The organism is Streptomyces sp. KL2, from assembly GCF_046529545.1.
GTDB classification, from domain to species: domain Bacteria; phylum Actinomycetota; class Actinomycetes; order Streptomycetales; family Streptomycetaceae; genus Streptomyces; species Streptomyces radiopugnans.
In genome coordinates this window covers 745,511-761,314 of sequence record NZ_CP127170.1, presented here as the reverse complement: position 1 = coordinate 761,314, position 15,804 = coordinate 745,511, and the positions used below count along the sequence as shown (strand labels likewise).

Below are 15,804 nucleotides of genomic sequence, written 5' to 3'. Positions count from 1 at the left end.
GTCACCCCGAGGAACTCCCGGCGGCACGGGAGAGGGGGAGGCGAAAACCCCGTCCATCACCCTGGAGGAACCATGCCCTCGTACAGCGGAATTTCCTTCGCCCTGCGCCGCCTGGCCGTCGCCGCGATCCTGTGCGCGTCCGTGGCCGGCGCCGCCGCGATGGCGGCCCTGTCCGAGCAGCCGGGCGGATTCGGCGTCCTGGCCTCCACCACCGAGGTCGACTGGCCGCCGGTCTCCCCGTACGACGGCAACGTCGACTGGCCGCCGGCCCCGCCTCAGGACTGACGGCAGTCCGGGCACTCGCCCTTGAAGACCAGCTCGGCGCCCATCACGTGCCAGCCGTGCAGGCCCTTGCGCGAAGGCGTGGGGGCCTGCACGTCCACGTTGGCCACCCGCCCGCAGCGCGTGCACAGCGCATGGTGGTGGGGCTCGGAGGCCAGCTCGAAGACGGCGGGCAGTCCGGGGCGGTCGAATTTCGTCACCAGCCCGGTGTCGAGGAAGTGCTTCAGCATCTCGTAGACCGCCTGGCTGGTGAGTGTTCCCAGCCTTTCGCGCGCGGTGGAGGTGATTTCCTCGACCTCCATGTGGTCGTTTTCCCGCAGCACCTTGAGGACTTCCAGCCGCGGCCCGGTGACCCGCAGGCCGACATCACGCAGCTGCTGCATCGCGGCCTCGCGCTGCTCCGGCAGTACCTCGCGCTTCATGTCCCGCCAACCAATCCCAGTCAGCCGATCCCGGTCAACTGATCCAGGTCAACTGATCCGACCAAAAGTTTTCCACCATCGTACATCTTGGCCGGACAGGAGCGGTGCGCTAGTCGAGCCAGCCCAGCCGGGTGGCCTTCACCCCGGCCTCGAAGCGGCTGCCGGCGCCCAACTCCTGCATCACCTCGGACAGCAGGCGGCTGACGGTGCGCAGCGACACACCGAGGTTCCGCGCGATCTTCTCGTCCTTCATGCCGGTGGCCAGCATGCGAAGCGCCGCCCGCTGCTGCTCGGTCAGCCCGTCGCCGCCGCGCTCGGCGTTCTCCTCCTCGCCGAACGCCGACGAGGTGTGCCAGCAGTACTCGTAGACGGCCAGATAGGACCGCACCAGCGCCGGCCCCCTGGCCAGGATCGCGCCCGCGGTGTGGTCGTCGGGATTGGCCGGAAGCAGCGCGAACTGGTGGTCGCCGAGGATCATGTTCATGGGCACGACGGGGGAGAGGCGGACCTCGACGCCGGCCTCGACCTGGCGTCTGAAGAATTCCGCCAGCGTCGGCACGGACGCGAACCGCTGGTTGTAGATCACCCGCACCCGCACCCCCTCGTCCAGCAGCCGCTTGTCCCGGCCCAGCGACCGGTCGAGGGTGCTGGTGTCGATGGCGCCGGGGTGCATGGACGCCACGGAGTCGTGCACGAGGTCCACGACGTCCTCGACGACCTGCTGGATGCGCCGGTAGTCCGTGAGGACCTCCACCTCGACCTCGGAGCCGGTGACGGCTCCGGCCCGCAGGAAGCGGTCGGCCAGCTTCTCCAGCCGGGTGTGCGCCTCGTCGGCCTGCCGCAGCCGCTCGCGCAGCATGTCCCGCTCGTGCGCCATCACGCGCAGGAGCGCCACCTCGGGGGCGATCACCGTGACGGCGTCCTCGTCCTCCTCGTGCCGCCAGCCGGGATTCGCCTCCAGACCGGTGGTGTGCAGCGAGGCGGTGGGAACGACCAGGCCGAGGCGCTCCAACTCGTCCCGGTGGCGGGCGGCCTCGTGCTCCTTGAGCCCCAGGTCGGCGGCCACCGCGGCGAATCCCGCAGCTCCGCGTGCCCGCAACGCCTGGTAGAGGCGGAGTGCGGTGTCCTGCGAGCCGCTACGTCCGCCGGAACCGGATCTGGACACGTTGCGGTGATCCCCCTCGTCTACCCGTACCGCGCTCCGATGTGACCGTGCACTCGTTCCGGGGTAGGCCCCACTCCCGACCGTTCTGCGGCCCCGGTCACCCCATCATGCGTCGGCGCGGCAAATCAAGAGCACATGTTCGGTCACGGAGTCGATCCGGTGGGGGCGCCGGTCGGCGATATGCATTCCGGCTTTGCGGATGTCATGTGCCAGGTGTTCGGGGTCGATCAGCCATTTGCGGGTGGTCAGGGTCCGGAGATGGACGTCGTGCCGCGTGGAGCACCGGCAGTGGTAGGTGATCCGCTCGCGCATCCCGGCCAGGTCGAAGACCTGCCTGGCCACGACCGTCTCGGTCACCCCGTCGAAACGCGGCACCCGGAACGCGAACGTGCGCCGGGGCCGCTCCGCCAGCCTCGTGAGCGCGTGGCTCGGATAATCCAGGGCCAGCGCGCCTCCCTCGCCCAGGTGGGCGGCTATCTCGCGCAGCAGGACGGGCCGCGCCTGCGGAGGAACGGCCGTGATCATCGCTCCGGCCAGCACCACCAGCCGGTACCGGCCGTCCAGCCGCAGCCCGGCCAGGTCGGCGGGGACCGTGGTCACCAGCCGGTCGGTGCGGGGACCGATCCGCCGGGCCCACCGCCGCAGCCGCCGCAGGCTGTGGAGGTCCCGGTCCACCGCCGCCACGGCGAAACCGTGCCGGGCGAAGGGGACGGCCAGCCGGCCGGTGCCCGACCCCAGGTCGAGCACCGGGCCGCCGGTGATGCGGGCCATGCCCAGATAGCCGACGATGTCGGCGCTGTGCGGCCCCAGCAGGGCGTCGTGCAGCCATACGTCCTCGGGGCCCTGGGCGGACACGTTCTCGAGGCCGGGCAGCCACAGGGCGCCGGAGCCGTCCTCGGGGGACGCGGGCGGCAGGGGGCCGGCGTCATCGCACTCCGTCTCCGGGAGAACGGCGCGCATGTCGTCGTCCGAGAGATCGAGCAGAGCCGACACGGCGGTGCTCCTCTGCGTGTCCATCGCCCCTCCAGGGTTCTCGGCTGTACCCCTGCCGTCCGGGGGCGGTGCCCGTGCCGCCGGGACCGCGCCTCGAAGGCATCCTGGCCCGCGGGCTGCGCCGGGAGCCAGCCGGAACCGCTGCGTGTCCATGCGATGGCGTGGATCTGCCACCCTCGGGGCGGCGCGGGGCTCACAGGGGGCGCGCGTAACGCATGCCGCCGAACTCCTCTTCCGAAGGCCGGAAACCGTGCCGGCTCAGAAAGGGCAGAAGCGGGTCCCGCGGGGAGTGCAGGGAGATCAGCTGGCGACGGGCGCCCGCGTCGCGCTGCTGTTCGCTCATCGCCTCCAGCAGTGCGCTTCCGATGCCCTCGCGCCGGCGGTCCGCGGTCACGCACAGGCAGTACACCTCACCGGCTCCCGCCTCGGCCACACCGCCTGCCGCCGCGCCCAGTACGTCACCGTCGGGATCCGCCGCGACAAGCCATCCGAGCCAGCCCGGTCCACTGCCGGGGGCGCCGATTTCCGTGCGAATGCGGGACAGCGAGCAGTAGCGGCCGACCAGGCGTTCCACCTCGGCTTTTCCGAGCAGCGGGAGATAACCGTTCCGCAGCGAATCGGCCATCACCCTGGACACCGAGGGGGCCTCGGACTCGACGGCCGGCCTTACCGCGACATGGCCCATGACGTTCATCCCTCCCGCGGGCGGAAGCGGCCCGACATCGGCCCACAATAGACCTGCGGGCAGCCGGACAAACAGCCCTCATGGAATCTTTCCCGGTTCTTCCCGGTCGACTGTCGAGGTTTTGAAAAGTTTCCCGCTTTGCGTCCCGAGAGGTCTACGAAAATACTTAGTAAATCAGTAGGGGAAATCTAGAGCGAGCAGCATGCGACAAGCAGGGGAATGACGGCCAGAGCCGACGCCAGGACGGTGAACGCGCCGCGTGCCACGGGGCAGCGCGGCCGGTCGGTCGCCAGAATGCGGTTCATCCGCTGCACGGCCGACGGCCCGCCCAGGGCGAAGGCGTCCCTCGGAGCCTGCCCGGCAGCCGTCTCGTAGAGGGCCGCCGCGAGCTCCTGGCGCGTGCACCGCCGCAGCACACGGTCATCGGCGGCCATTTCCAGGAGCAGGGGCACCTCGTGGCGCAGGCCGCTGCCGAGCGGGAACCGGCGGTACACGGAGCCGAGGGCGCGCGCCGTGGTGAACAGCAGGTGGTGCCGCCCGGCCAGATGCGCCCGCTCGTGCTCGACCGCCGCCGACAACTCCCCTGCCCTCAGGGTGCGTACGGCTCCGGAGCTCACCACGATCTCGGGATGCCTGCCGGGCAGGCAGTAGACGGCCGGTGTCTCGTGGTCGAGGAGCGTCACACCGAGCCGCGCCGATCTCCGGCCGACGAGCCGCAGTACCCGCGCGTGCCGGGCGCGCGATCTGCGTGTTCGCACGTACTCGCGGACCAGGGCCCCGCAGGGAGGTCCGGCCGCCGTGACCGCCGAGACCGCCGCGATCACCGGCAGGTACCGGCCGTCCGGTACGCGCTCGGGCTCGGCCGTGCACGCGGCGAGGAGCCCCGCCACGCCCTGCCCGCCCGCCAGGGACAGCAGCAACTGGGCCAGGAGGAGTCCTCCCGAACACGCCAGAACGCCCGCCAGGGCCAGCCACGCGCCGATCGCGAGTCTCGGTGCGTGGTGGGCCCAGCGGGCGCGCGCGAGGAGCAGCGGAGCGACCACTCCGGCGCCCAGGACGATCCCCAGCGGAGGCAGCAGGTGGTAGATCACAGGGAGGGGTCCCGCCCGGTGGAGCGCAGTGCCGCTCTGAGCGCCTCGACCTCCTCGGACGACATGTGCTCGACGAAACGCATCAGCGCGGTCCGGCGGTCCTCGGTGTGTCCCAGAGCCTCGCGCATCAGGTCGGCCGTGTACTCCTCGCGGCTGTGGAGCGGCTCGTACATCCAGGCGCGCCCGGCCTTCTCCCGGCCGAGCATGCCCTTGCGGTGCAGGATGTCCGCGACCGTCATCACCGTCGTGTAGGCCACCGGCCGGGTCAGGTTGATGTCGTCCACGATCTCGCGGACGGTCGCCGCCCTGCGCCACCGCCAGAGCCGGTCCATGATCTCGGCTTCCAATTCGCCTAGCCGGCGCACCCTTCCCCCTCCTGCGGCCCGTGCGGTCGCGGCCGTGCCACATCGTACGTCCATGCCACGGGTCACGACCGGACGAGCCGCGCGATCGCGCGGGAGGCCTCGGTCACCTTCTCCCTCGCCCGGTCCCCGCCGTGCCCGATGGCCTCGGTGACACAGCAGTTGAGGTGCTCGTCGAGGAGGGCGAGGGCGCACGACTGGAGGGCGGCGTTCGTCGCGGACACCTGGGTGAGCACGTCGATGCAGTAGGTGTCCTGCTCGACCATGCGCTGCAGCCCGCGCACCTGGCCCTCGATCCTGCGCAAGCGCCTGAGGATGTCGTCCTTGTGCTTCTCGTAACCGGTCATCGTCGCCTCGTCTCACGGGAATCCGGCGGTAAAGGGCATGAGTGAGAAGAAGGGGCCGGGGCGGTGTGCCCCGGCCCCCGAACGTGGTGCGGCTTGTGCGATCGCTGGGTGCGGTTGTCAGCTCTGGGCGCGGAAGCGGCGCAGCCGGAGGCTGTTGCCGACGACGAAGACCGAGGAGAAGGCCATGGCGGCTCCCGCGATCATCGGGTTGAGCAGCCCGGCCGCGGCCAGCGGCAGGGCGGCGACGTTGTAGGCGAAGGCCCAGAAGAGGTTGGACTTGATGGTGGACAGGGTCCTGCGGGCCAGGCGGATGGCGTCCGCGGCGGCGCGCAGGTCGCCGCGGACGAGGGTGAGGTCGCCGGCCTCGATGGCGGCGTCGGTGCCGGTGCCCATGGCCAGGCCGAGGTCGGCCTGGGCGAGGGCGGCCGCGTCGTTGACGCCGTCGCCGACCATGGCCACCGAGCGGCCCTCGTCCTGGAGGCGCTTGACGACGTCGACCTTGTCCTGGGGCATGACCTCGGCGATCACCCGGCCTCCGGAGGAGTCGATCCCGACCTCGCGGGCGACGGATTCGGCGACGGCCCGGTTGTCGCCGGTGAGCAGGATCGGGGTGAGCCCGAGGGCGCGCAGCCGGGTGATGGCCTCGGCGCTGGTGGGCTTGACGGCGTCGGCGACCTCCAGGACGGCGCGGGCGGCTCCGTCCCAGGCGACGGCGATGGCGGTGCGGCCGCCGGCCTCGGCGTCGTTCCGGACGCGGGCGAGGTCGGCGGGCAGCTCGATGGCCCACTGCTCCAGGAGCCGGGTGCGCCCGACGAGGACGGCGTGGCCGTCGACGATGCCCTGGACGCCGAGCCCGGGGACGTTCGCGAAGTCCTCCGGAGCGGGCAGTGCGCCGACCCGCTCGGCGGCCCCGGTGGCGACGGCCTGGGCGATGGGGTGCTCGGAGGCGTGCTCCAGTGCGCCGGCCAGGCGCAGCACCTCGTCCTCGTCCTCGCCCTCGGCGGTGTGGACGGCCAGGAGGGTCATCTTCCCGGTGGTGACGGTGCCGGTCTTGTCCAGGACGATGGTGTCCACGCGCCGGGTGGTCTCCAGGACCTCGGGGCCCTTGATGAGGATGCCGAGCTGGGCGCCGCGTCCGGTGCCGACCATCAGGGCGGTGGGGGTGGCCAGGCCCAGGGCGCAGGGGCAGGCGATGATCAGGACGGCGACGGCCGCGGTGAAGGCCGCGGTCCAGCCCGCCCCGTTGCCGAGCCAGAAGCCCAGGGTGCCCAGGGCCAGGGTGATGACGACGGGGACGAAGACGGCGGAGATGCGGTCGGCCAGGCGCTGGGCGGCGGCCTTGCCGTTCTGGGCGTCCTCGACCAGCTTGGCCATCCGGGCGAGCTGGGTGTCGGAGCCGACGCGGGTGGCCTGCACGACCAGCCGGCCGCCGGCGTTGAGGGTGGCGCCGGTGACCGCGTCGCCCACGCCGACCTCGACGGGGACGGACTCGCCGGTCAGCATCGAGGCGTCCACGGCCGAGGAGCCCTCGACGACGGTGCCGTCGGTGGCGATCTTCTCGCCGGGGCGGACCAGGAAGCGGTCCCCGACGGCCAGTTCGGCGACGGGGATGCGCTCTTCCCGTCCGTCGCGCAGGACGGTGACCTCCTTGGCGCCCAGCTCCAGCAGGGCGCGCAGGGCGGCGCCGGCCTTGCGCTTGGAGCGCGCCTCGAAGTAGCGGCCGGCCAGGATGAAGGCGGTCACCCCCGCGGCGGCCTCCAGATAGATGTTGGCGGCGCCGTCGGTGCGGGCGATGGTCAGCTCGAAGGGGTGGGTCATGCCGGGTGTTCCGGCGGTGCCGAAGAACAGCGCCCACAGGGACCAGATGAAGGCGGCCGAGGTGCCCACCGAGATCAGGGTGTCCATGGTGGCCGCGCCGTGCCGGGCGTTGGTGAAGGCCGCCTTGTGGAAGGGCCAGGCGGCGTAGGTGATCACCGGGGCGGCCAGGGTAAGCGACAGCCACTGCCAGTAGGTGAACTGCCAGGCCGGGACCATGGCCAGCGCGATGACGGGCACGGCCAGGATCACGGCGGTGGCCAGGCGCTGCCGCAGCGGCCGCAGCTCGTCCCCCTCGTCCGCGGCGGGGGCCGCCTCGCCGGAGCCGCCGGCCGTCTCGCGCTCGGGGGCGGGGGGCGTGGCGGTGTAACCGGTGGCCTCGACGGTGGCGATCAGGTCCTCCACACCGACGCCCTCGCCGAAGGTGACCTTGGCCTTCTCCGTGGCGTAGTTGACGGTGGCGCTCACACCGTCCATGCGGTTGAGCTTCTTCTCGATGCGGGCGGCGCAGGAGGCGCAGGTCATGCCGCCGATGGCGAGTTCGACCTCAGCTGCTTCGCTGGCGGTGGTGGTCATCACTGCTCCTCGGACAGAAGTGACAGGTGCTGGGTGCGGTGCGGGGGACGGAGGGGAGGCCGGGCGGCCCGGCCGGGAGTCCGCGGCCGGTGCCGCGCCGGCCGCGGTCGCCTTCCTCGCCCTCGCCGTACGGGAGGGGCGGGTGCCGGGCCCGCCGGATGGGGCCCGGCACCGGGGAGGCGCGGGGCGGGGGCAGGGTCAGGCGGCCCGGCCGGTGAGCTCGTACCCGGCCTCGTCGACGACCTCGGCGATCCGGGCGTCGTCGGGCGCGCCGGCGGTGGTGACGGTGACGCGGCCGGCCGCCACGTCGACCTCGACGGCCAGTACGCCGTCGAGTTCGCCGATCACCTTGGTGAGGGTGGCCTTGCAGTGGCCGCAGGTCATGCCGGCGACCGCGTAGACCGTGGTGGTGCCCTCGACGGTGGCGGTCCGGGTGGTGCCGGTCGAGCAGCTTCCGTCGGGGGTGCAGCAGGACGACATGGTGTTCCTCCGAGAGATCTCATCCATACCCCAGGGGGGTATCCCTGGTGTCGTCATGTATACCCCCCGCCCCTATGTTTGGCAAGTCCCCGCCGTTCGCTTGCATATACCCCTCGGGGGTATATGCTTCCGTATCGAGACCTGCCGTATCGAGACCTGATCGGGCAGGGCACGTTCAAGGAGGGTGAGAGCACCATGAACACCGGGCTGAAGATCACCGCGTTCACCGCCGCGCTCGCGGCCGCGTTCGGGGCGGCGTACGGGGTGGGGAACGCCGTGGACCCCGTCTCCACCGAACCCGCCCACGCGACGCACGCCGACCACGGGGCGGGCGCGGAGCACGAGGACGCCGCGCCGGGGCACGGGGGAGGAAAGGGCGGCCACGGGGAGACGCAGGCCGGCGGCCTGCAGATCTCCGAGGGCGGCTACACCCTGGACCTGGAGACCTCGCGCGTGAAGGCGGGCGAGGAGACGGAGCTGAGCTTCACCGTCCGGGGCGAGGACGGGCAGCCGCTCACCTCCTACCGCACCGAGCACGGCAAGCAGCTCCATCTGATCCTGGCCTCGCGGGACCTGGCGGTCTACCGCCATCTGCACCCGAAGCGGGCGGCCGACGGCGCCTGGAGCGTCCCGGTGAACCTGCCCGCCGCCGGCAGCTACCGCGTCTTCGCCGACTTCGTCCCGGCCGCCAAGGACGCGAAGCCCCTCACCCTGGGCGCCGACCTCGCCGCCGTCGGCGAGTACGAGCCCGAGGAGCTCCCCGAGCCGTCCCGCACCGCCACCGTCGACGGCTACACCGTCACCCTCGACGGCTCCCTGCGCCCCGGCGCGTCCGGCACCCTCGACCTGAAGGTCGCCAAGGACGGCCGCCCCGTCACCGACCTCCAGCCCTACCTCGGCGCCTACGGCCATCTGGTCGCCCTGCGCGCCGGCGACCTGGCCTACCTCCACGTCCACCCGGGCGGCGGGCCCGGCGACGGCACCACCGAGCCCGGCCCCACCGTCTCCTTCGCCACCACCGCCCCCAGCAGCGGCTCCTACCGCCTCTTCCTGGACTTCAAGCACGACGGGAAGGTCCGCACCGCCGCCTTCACCGTCACCGCCGACGGCACGGCGAAGACCCGGGGGGAGGCCCAGGAGGAGGACGCGGACACGGGCCACGGCGACGGCGCACACCAGCACTGAACCGGTGTCCCCGGCCGCGGGCGGCCTCTCGCCGGGCAGCGGCGGGCCCGGTGCCGCACCGATGAGCCCGCCGCTCCGGCGTCGGCACCGCGCCGGAGTACGGCCGGGCCGGCGGTTCCGAGGTTCTCGCGCGCCTCGGGGCGAAGACCGATGGTGACCGGTCGAATGCGGTAGGTTCCGGACCCTGTGTGCCGGTCCGTCTCGGCGCCGGGTCTTTCGGACCTCGGCCGAGCGATCGCCGTACGGAGGAAGAGTGACCCCTTCTGCCCGCGCCCGCCCGCCGCGGTGGCGGCGGCACCGTGTGAGGTGGCTGTGGGGCGTCCTGCTGGGCGCCCTCGTGCTGATGGCCTTCGGCTGCCCGGCCCCCGTCCACTTCGCCGTCCATCCCGCCGGTGCGTCACAGGGGGGCGTGACGGGGCATCACGCCCGGACCGGCGAGGCTGCCCGGGACGTGCCGGCCGCGCCCCACCACGCCCACTCCGGCGCCGACTGCGCCGATCTCCTGCGCCCCCGGGCGGGCGCGCCGTCCCCGTCGCCCCTCGTCCAAACGCCGCCGCCCGCCGCGCCCTTCGACGCCGAGCCCGTGACCGCGCGGGCCGTCCGGCCTCCGGCGCCGCGGGGGAGAGGGGCCATACCCGCCGGGCCGACGGGCCGCCGGACGCTCACCGCCGTCTGCAGGTGGCGGATCTAGACCGCTTCGGTGCGGCCGGTGCGCACCGGCCGCCGCACCGCGTACACGGACGCGGGACCCCTCCCGTTCCCCGCGCCCGTCGCCGTGCGAGATCGGACCCCCGTGTTCGAACCCACCGATCGGAAGCGATCCCATGTACTCCACGACCATCACGGTTCCCTCCCCCGCGGGCCGGCCGCGCAACGGCACGGCCCTCGCGGGCATCGGCCGGACCGCCGACTGCATGTCCGCACTGGTCGGCAACACGCCCCTGCTGTACGTCTCCGAGCCGCTCGCACCGGCCGGGCGCGGTTTCTGGGCCAAGCTCGAGGGCTTCAACCCCGGCGGCATCAAGGACCGCCCCGCTCTGCACATGGTCGAGCGGGCGCGCGCCCGCGGCGATCTGCGCCCCGGCGCAACGATCATCGAGTCCACCAGCGGCACCCTCGGCCTCGGGCTGGCGCTGGCCGGAATGGTCCACGGCCATCCGGTCGTCCTGGTCACCGACCCCGGACTGGAACCGTCCATGGCGCGACTGCTGACCGCCCACGGCGCCCGGATCGAGGTCGTCCCCGAACCGCACCCGGCCGGCGGCTGGCAGCAGGCCCGCCGCGACCGGGTGGCCCGGCTGCTGGCGCGCCACCCGGGTTCCTGGTGCCCGGACCAGTACAACAACCCCGACAACGTCGCCGCCTACACGCCGCTGGCCCTGGAGCTGGCGTCCCAACTGGGCCACATCGACGTCCTGGTGTGCAGTGTGGGCACCGGCGGCCACTCCGCGGGCATCTCCCGGACCCTGCGCCAGCTCTACCCGCAACTGCGGATGGTCGGCGTGGACACCGTCGGCTCCACCATCTTCGGCCAGCCGGCCCGCAGCCGGATCATGCGGGGCCTGGGCTCGAGCATCCACCCCCGCAACGTCGCCTACGACCACTTCGCCGAGGTCCACTGGGTCGCTCCGGCCGAGGCGGTGTGGACCTGCCGGCGGCTGGCCGCCTCCCGCTACGCGACCGGCGGATGGAGCGTGGGGGCGGTGGCCCTGGTCGCGGGCTGGCTTGCCCGTACCCGGCCCGCGGGGACCCGCATCGCGGCGGTCTTCCCCGACGGGCCGCAGCGGTACCTCGGGACCGTCTACGACGACGCCTACTGCACGGCCCACGGCCTGCTGGGCGCCGGGCCCGCGGACGAGCCCGACGAGATCGACCACCCCCGGGCCCGCGAGGTCGACCGCTGGACCAGGTGCACCACCGTCGTCGATCCCGTGGCGGCCGCGCAGGCGGTGGAGGGCCACGGCGGCGGGGGCGAGCGGTGAACAACCCACTGACCCGGGCCCGCACCTTCGATCGCGGCGTACGGCTGCTGATGGTCAACCAGTTCACCATCAACCTCGGCTTCTACATGCTCATGCCCTATCTGGCCCAGCACCTGTCCGGAACCCTCGGGCTGGCCGCCTGGGCCGTCGGCCTGGTCCTGGGGGTGCGCAACCTCAGCCAGCAGGGGATGTTCTTCTTCGGCGGCACCCTTGCCGACCGGCTCGGTTACAAGCCGATGATCATCGCCGGCCTGGTGCTGAGGATCGCCGCTTTCGCCGTACTGGGGCTGGTCGACTCACTGCCCGCCCTGCTGGCCGCGTCGGCGGCCGTCGGACTGGCCGGCGCCCTGTTCAACCCGGCGTCCCGCGCCTACCTGGCCCATGACGCCGGCGAGCGGCGGGTCGAGGCGTTCGCCCTGTTCAACGTCTACTACCAGGCCGGAATCCTGTTCGGCCCCCTGGTGGGCGTGGCCCTCACCGGGGTGAGCTTCCGCCTGACCTGCCTCGTGGCCGCCGGTGTGTTCGCCGTGCTGTCGGTCGTGCAGGTCGTCGCGCTGCCCGCCCGCACCGCCCGGCGCGACAGCGGGCAGCCGGCGGCCGGGGTGCTGTCCCAGTGGCGCACGGTGCTGGCCAACCGGCCGTTCCTGCTGTTCTCCGCGGCGATGATCGGCTCCTACGCGCTGTCCTTCCAGGTCTATCTGGCGCTGCCGCTGGAGGTGCGCCGGGTGGCCGGGGACGAGCAGGTCGGCACCGTCGGGGTCGGGCTGCTGTTCGCGGCCTCGGGTCTGGCCACCATCGCCGGGCAGACCCGGCTGACCGCCTGGTGCGGGAAGCGCCTCGGGCCCGGGCGGTCGATCGTTGCCGGACTGGCCTGCCTGGGAGTCGCCTTCCTGCCGCCGGCGGCCGCCGCCGCGGTCACGGTGCCCGCCGGCGGGCCGGCCCGCTGGGCCCTGGCCGTCCTGCCGCCGCTGCTGTCGGCCCTGCTGCTGGCCCTGGGGACGATGCTGGCCTACCCGTTCGAGATGGACACCGTCGTGGCCCTGGCGGGCGACCGGTACGTGGCCACCCACTACGGTCTGTACAACACCATCTGCGGCATCGGCATCGCCGTGGGCAACCTGCTCACCGGAGCGGCCCTGGACACCGCCCGCGCCGCCGGTGCGCCGGCCCTGCCGTGGATCGTCCTCGGCGCCGTCGGCGGAGGCTGCGCCCTGGCCGTGCTCCGCCTCCACCGCACGGGCCGCCTGGCCCCGGCGGCCGTGCGGGCGCGTCCCGTCACGGCCTGAGCGGCACCGCACCCACCCGCCGAGGGGGCGGGCACCGGCCGGTGCCCGCCCCCTGCGGATCCTCGACGGCCGGTGTCAGCCGATGCGCACGCCCCACATGAAGGGCATGCCGCTGGTGCTGATCGCCTCGTAGCGCACCACGGCACCGGGCTTGGGGGCGTGGAGGATCTGCCCGTTGCCCGCGTAGAAGCCGACATGGCTGAGGTCGGTGCGCATGATGACGAGGTCGCCCGGCCGCAGATCGCCCATGGAGTTGATCCGGGTGCCCGCGCTGGCCTGGGCCTGGGAGGTCCGGGGGATGGAGACGCCCGCCTGGGCGAAGGCCCAGGAGGTCAGGCCCGAGCAGTCGAAGGAGTTCGGGCCGGTGGCGCCCCAGACGTACGGCATGCCGACCCTGGACTTCGCCGCGGAGAAGGCCGCGGCGGCGCGCTGCGACGCGCTGGCCTGGCTGCCCAGATCGACCCGCTGGCTGGCGCGGTTGGCCCGCTCCTCCTCGGCGGCGATCCTCGCGCGCTCCTTGGCGGTCAGGGTGTTGAGGAGCTTCTGCGCCTTGGCGAGCTTGGCCTGGATCTCCTTCTTCTTGTCCTTCAGCTCCTCGCGGGCGTCCTGGAGGTCGCCGAGCTTCTCCGAGGCCTCCTCGCGCTTCTGCTCGAGCGTGCGCTGCTTGGCCTGGATCTTCCGGAGCGTGTTGAGCTGCCGGCCGCCGATCTGGTCCAGGACGGCGGCCTTGGCCAGGTAGTCGTCGGGGTCGGAGGAGAGGAACAGCTGCACGGAGGGGTCCAGCCCGCCGCTGCGGTACTGCGCGGTGGCCAGCGTGCCCAGGCTGTCCCTGAGGTCGTTGAGCTCGTCCTGGCCGAGTGCCACGCTGTCCTGCAGGTCGTCGACCTGCTTCTGGAGCCTGTCCTGCTTCTCCTTGGCGGCGTTGTACTTCTCGGTGGCCTGCGTGGCCTGCTCGTAGAGCCGGTCGACCTCGGCCTTGACGCCCTTCTTGTTCGGATCCGGCAGGGGATCGGCGTGGGCCGTCTGCGTGGTGAGGGCGACCGCGGCGGCGGCGGCGGTGGTGAGCACGGTCGTGTAGGCGTGGCCTGGTTGCTTGGGACGACGGTGGGACGCCACGGAGGCGAGCTCCTTCTTCCTCGGCCGCCTGCCGGGCACGGGAGGCGGCCCGGTTCCGCGTGTTCCGCTGCGGACTCGGCGGTGCCTTCGCCGCCGCCCCGGATGGACGGCCGACCGTGCGAAGGTTCGGGCACGGATACTAACCAGCTAATCGGCTTAGCTTCAATCGAGGTCCCCCGGGGTGTACGGCGGCCGTGCGGGCGCGCGGGACGGCCGGTCCGTCCCTGGTACCGCCGAACCCGTGCGAGGCCTTCGGGCGTCGGTGCCGCACTCTTGGGCTATGGCGCTTAGCGGATGCCGTCCCGGCGGGGGCTCCGCGCAAGACGAGTGGCCGCGACCCGACCGGCCACTACGATGGACCGGCGCCGGTTCGGCGGTGCTGGAGATCCGGTGGCGAGGGGAGCGTTCGTGCGACCGCTGGGCGAACTGGAGGCGGAGATCATGAACCGCCTGTGGACCTGGGGGCGCCCGGCCACGGCGCGGGACGTCCTCGTGGACCTGGGCAGGACCCGTTCCATCGCCTACAGCACGGTCAAGACCGTCGCGGAGATCCTGCACCGCAAGGGCCTGCTCCGCCGCGAGAAGCAGGGACGGGCCTGGCTGTACGAGCCGACCTGCACCCGCCAGCAGTACACCGCGTCGCTGATGCGGGAAGCGCTGGGCGACAATCCCGACCCCGCCGGCGCGCTCCTCAGCTTCGTCGAGCGGATGTCCGCGGACGAGGTGGAGGCACTGCGCTCGGCCCTGCGTGCGGCGAAGCGGGGGAGCGGGACGTGACAGCGGCCCTGGCCCTCGCCGGATACGCCCTGCTGGTGGGTGCCGTCGCCCCGTACGCGCTGGCCAGGGCGCGCTGGACGCACCGCGCGCCGCGGCTGGCGGTTCTCGTCTGGTACGGGCTGATGGCGACGTTCACCGTGACCGTCGCGCTGGCCCTCTACCACGTGGCGCTGCGGGAGGAGCACGTGCACGACGGGCTGGTCGGCCTGCTCACCGCCTGCGGCCTGTTCCCCGCGGCCTTCGGTCCGGCGTCGCACACCGCGGCCGGTCCCGCCGCCCTTCTGCCGCCCGCCCTCGTCGTGCTGCTCCCGGCGGGCTGGTTCCTGCGCACGGTGTGGCGCACCCGCCGCGCCCAGCGCCGCCATCTGGACCTGCTCGCGGTGCTCGGCCGCCCGTCCTCCGAGTACGACGCGGTGATCGTCGACCACGACACCCCGGCCGTCTACTGCCTGCCAGGGCGGTCCCGCCGGGTGGTCGTCACCCGAGGGGCGATCAGGGCGCTCTCCCGGGAACAGCTCCAGGCGGTGCTCGCGCACGAGCGGGCCCACATCGCCGGGCGGCACCACCTCTGCCACGCGGTGGCGGAGGCGTTCGAGCGGACCTTCCCGAGACTCCCGCTCGCCCGGCACGCGCGGGAGCAGACCGCCCTGCTGCTGGAGATGACCGCGGACGACCGGGCACTGCGCCACCACTCCCGGGAGACCCTGGCGGCCGCCATGTACGAGGTGGCGGCGGGCCAGACGCCCCGGGCGGCCTTCGGCGCGGGAGGAGCCGGCGCGGCGGTCCGCCTGTGCAGGCTCCTCACCCCCGAAGCGCAGCCGCACCGCGCGACACGGCTCGGTATCGCCGCCGGTTCCCTCGGGGCCATGCTGCTGCCGCTGCTCATCGCCTGCGGCCCGGTCATGGGCTGACCGGGCACGGCGGCGGGGACCACCGGCCCCCGCGCCGCGGTCGGCGTGGAGGCGTGCCGGCAGCGGGCGGAACGCCGGAGCGGGCGCGGTGCCTGTTCCGGCCGGTCCGGGAGGTGACGGACGATGACGTTCTGGACCGGCCACGGTGCCGGCGGCTGGGAGCGGTTCGCGACGCCGACCGGGACGATCTTGCCCTGGGTGCCGGTCATCACCGCGGCGGTCCTGCCCTCCTCCGGCCCCTCCGCGAAGTCCTGACCGGGCCGCCGCGAGTAGCGGGAGGAGCCCCGCCACCGGCCGGTCCGGTGGAGTACGGGGGCCGAACGGGCGAT

17 protein-coding genes are annotated in these 15,804 nt (G+C 73.1%); 7 read left to right on the top strand and 10 right to left on the bottom strand.

All coding sequences use genetic code 11. The annotated features are described in order from the left end of the window. Positions 1 to 72 precede the first annotated feature (72 nt). The gene (locus QPK52_RS03460; RefSeq protein ID WP_093663402.1) at positions 73 to 285 is read left to right on the top strand and encodes a hypothetical protein; all 213 of its coding nucleotides are present in this window, start codon (positions 73 to 75) and stop codon (positions 283 to 285) included. Here the strand turns inward: QPK52_RS03460 and QPK52_RS03455 are convergent. From QPK52_RS03455 to QPK52_RS03415, 9 genes are all read right to left on the bottom strand, one after another. Further along, positions 276 to 704, bottom strand: a complete 429-nt coding sequence (locus tag QPK52_RS03455) for a Fur family transcriptional regulator (RefSeq protein WP_410535514.1) — start codon at positions 702 to 704, stop codon at positions 276 to 278. The two genes, QPK52_RS03460 and QPK52_RS03455, sit on opposite strands and share 10 nt — an antisense overlap. Before the next feature lie 109 nt (positions 705 to 813). Then, positions 814 to 1,869: a helix-turn-helix transcriptional regulator gene (locus tag QPK52_RS03450; RefSeq protein WP_093663400.1), complete on the bottom strand. Its 1,056-nt coding sequence runs from the start codon at positions 1,867 to 1,869 to the stop codon at positions 814 to 816. Positions 1,870 to 1,974: 105 nt separating this feature from the next. After that, positions 1,975 to 2,886, bottom strand: a complete 912-nt coding sequence (locus QPK52_RS03445) for a class I SAM-dependent methyltransferase (protein WP_410535513.1) — start codon at positions 2,884 to 2,886, stop codon at positions 1,975 to 1,977. Positions 2,887 to 3,055: 169 nt separating this feature from the next. Continuing rightward, the gene (locus QPK52_RS03440; protein ID WP_410535512.1) at positions 3,056 to 3,547 is read right to left on the bottom strand and encodes a GNAT family N-acetyltransferase; all 492 of its coding nucleotides are present in this window, start codon (positions 3,545 to 3,547) and stop codon (positions 3,056 to 3,058) included. Between the two features lie 188 nt (positions 3,548 to 3,735). Then, entirely contained in the window at positions 3,736 to 4,638 is a 903-nt protein-coding gene (locus tag QPK52_RS03435; protein ID WP_410535511.1) for a M56 family metallopeptidase, read from the bottom strand. Next, complete coding sequence (locus tag QPK52_RS03430) at positions 4,635 to 5,003, bottom strand: BlaI/MecI/CopY family transcriptional regulator (RefSeq protein WP_093663397.1); 369 nt, start codon at positions 5,001 to 5,003, stop codon at positions 4,635 to 4,637. The genes QPK52_RS03435 and QPK52_RS03430 overlap by 4 nt, the downstream gene beginning before the upstream one ends. A 62-nt stretch (positions 5,004 to 5,065) precedes the next feature. Beyond that, complete coding sequence (locus tag QPK52_RS03425) at positions 5,066 to 5,347, bottom strand: metal-sensitive transcriptional regulator (protein WP_093663396.1); 282 nt, start codon at positions 5,345 to 5,347, stop codon at positions 5,066 to 5,068. A gap of 117 nt (positions 5,348 to 5,464) precedes the next feature. Next, positions 5,465 to 7,738: a heavy metal translocating P-type ATPase gene (locus QPK52_RS03420; protein ID WP_410535510.1), complete on the bottom strand. Its 2,274-nt coding sequence runs from the start codon at positions 7,736 to 7,738 to the stop codon at positions 5,465 to 5,467. 198 nt (positions 7,739 to 7,936) lie between these two features. After that, the gene (locus QPK52_RS03415; protein ID WP_410540178.1) at positions 7,937 to 8,218 is read right to left on the bottom strand and encodes a heavy-metal-associated domain-containing protein; all 282 of its coding nucleotides are present in this window, start codon (positions 8,216 to 8,218) and stop codon (positions 7,937 to 7,939) included. A 195-nt stretch (positions 8,219 to 8,413) separates the two neighbouring features. On the opposite strand from QPK52_RS03415, the gene QPK52_RS03410 reads away from it, so the two are divergent. The 3 genes from QPK52_RS03410 (at position 8,414) to QPK52_RS03400 (ending at position 12,671) form a co-directional block, all read left to right on the top strand. After that, positions 8,414 to 9,403 (top strand): hypothetical protein, encoded by a 990-nt coding sequence (locus QPK52_RS03410; RefSeq protein WP_410540177.1) that lies wholly within the window; start codon positions 8,414 to 8,416, stop codon positions 9,401 to 9,403. Positions 9,404 to 10,317: 914 nt separating this feature from the next. Then, positions 10,318 to 11,385, top strand: coding sequence for a PLP-dependent cysteine synthase family protein (locus tag QPK52_RS03405; protein WP_410540176.1), 1,068 nt, complete (start codon positions 10,318 to 10,320; stop codon positions 11,383 to 11,385). Beyond that, on the top strand, positions 11,382 to 12,671 hold the full coding sequence (locus QPK52_RS03400; RefSeq protein ID WP_410535509.1) for an MFS transporter: 1,290 nt from the start codon (positions 11,382 to 11,384) through the stop codon (positions 12,669 to 12,671). Before QPK52_RS03405 ends, QPK52_RS03400 begins: the two co-directional genes overlap by 4 nt. A gap of 75 nt (positions 12,672 to 12,746) precedes the next feature. Here QPK52_RS03400 and QPK52_RS03395 read toward each other — a convergent pair whose 3' ends face one another. Continuing rightward, positions 12,747 to 13,787 carry an NlpC/P60 family protein gene (locus QPK52_RS03395; protein ID WP_410535508.1) on the bottom strand — a complete coding sequence of 347 codons (1,041 nt, stop codon included), beginning with the start codon at positions 13,785 to 13,787 and terminating at the stop codon, positions 12,747 to 12,749. A gap of 408 nt (positions 13,788 to 14,195) precedes the next feature. Between QPK52_RS03395 and QPK52_RS03390 the strand changes: the two genes are divergently transcribed. The 3 genes from QPK52_RS03390 to QPK52_RS03380 all read left to right on the top strand — a co-directional run bounded on the left by QPK52_RS03390 (position 14,196) and on the right by QPK52_RS03380 (position 15,730). Continuing rightward, the gene (locus QPK52_RS03390) at positions 14,196 to 14,564 is read left to right on the top strand and encodes a BlaI/MecI/CopY family transcriptional regulator (RefSeq protein ID WP_410535507.1); all 369 of its coding nucleotides are present in this window, start codon (positions 14,196 to 14,198) and stop codon (positions 14,562 to 14,564) included. After that, positions 14,561 to 15,475: a M56 family metallopeptidase gene (locus QPK52_RS03385; RefSeq protein WP_410535506.1), complete on the top strand. Its 915-nt coding sequence runs from the start codon at positions 14,561 to 14,563 to the stop codon at positions 15,473 to 15,475. The genes QPK52_RS03390 and QPK52_RS03385 overlap by 4 nt, the downstream gene beginning before the upstream one ends. Before the next feature lie 123 nt (positions 15,476 to 15,598). Then, positions 15,599 to 15,730, top strand: a complete 132-nt coding sequence (locus QPK52_RS03380; RefSeq protein WP_410535505.1) for a hypothetical protein — start codon at positions 15,599 to 15,601, stop codon at positions 15,728 to 15,730. The last annotated feature ends 74 nt before the right edge of the window (positions 15,731 to 15,804 follow it).

Bases quoted from the DNA above. Each gene is read 5' to 3' on its own strand.
- QPK52_RS03415 (WP_410540178.1), bottom strand. From the start codon at position 8,218: ATGTCGTCCTGCTGCACCCCCGACGGAAGCTGCTCGACCGGCACCACC.
- QPK52_RS03440 (WP_410535512.1), bottom strand. From the start codon at position 3,547: ATGGGCCATGTCGCGGTAAGGCCGGCCGTCGAGTCCGAGGCCCCCTCG.
- QPK52_RS03455 (WP_410535514.1), bottom strand. From the start codon at position 704: ATGAAGCGCGAGGTACTGCCGGAGCAGCGCGAGGCCGCGATGCAGCAG.
- QPK52_RS03405 (WP_410540176.1), top strand. From the start codon at position 10,318: ATGTCCGCACTGGTCGGCAACACGCCCCTGCTGTACGTCTCCGAGCCG.
- QPK52_RS03410 (WP_410540177.1), top strand. From the start codon at position 8,414: ATGAACACCGGGCTGAAGATCACCGCGTTCACCGCCGCGCTCGCGGCC.
- QPK52_RS03445 (WP_410535513.1), bottom strand. From the start codon at position 2,886: ATGGACACGCAGAGGAGCACCGCCGTGTCGGCTCTGCTCGATCTCTCG.
- QPK52_RS03420 (WP_410535510.1), bottom strand. From the start codon at position 7,738: ATGACCACCACCGCCAGCGAAGCAGCTGAGGTCGAACTCGCCATCGGC.
- QPK52_RS03425 (WP_093663396.1), bottom strand. From the start codon at position 5,347: ATGACCGGTTACGAGAAGCACAAGGACGACATCCTCAGGCGCTTGCGC.
- QPK52_RS03460 (WP_093663402.1), top strand. From the start codon at position 73: ATGCCCTCGTACAGCGGAATTTCCTTCGCCCTGCGCCGCCTGGCCGTC.
- QPK52_RS03380 (WP_410535505.1), top strand. From the start codon at position 15,599: ATGACGTTCTGGACCGGCCACGGTGCCGGCGGCTGGGAGCGGTTCGCG.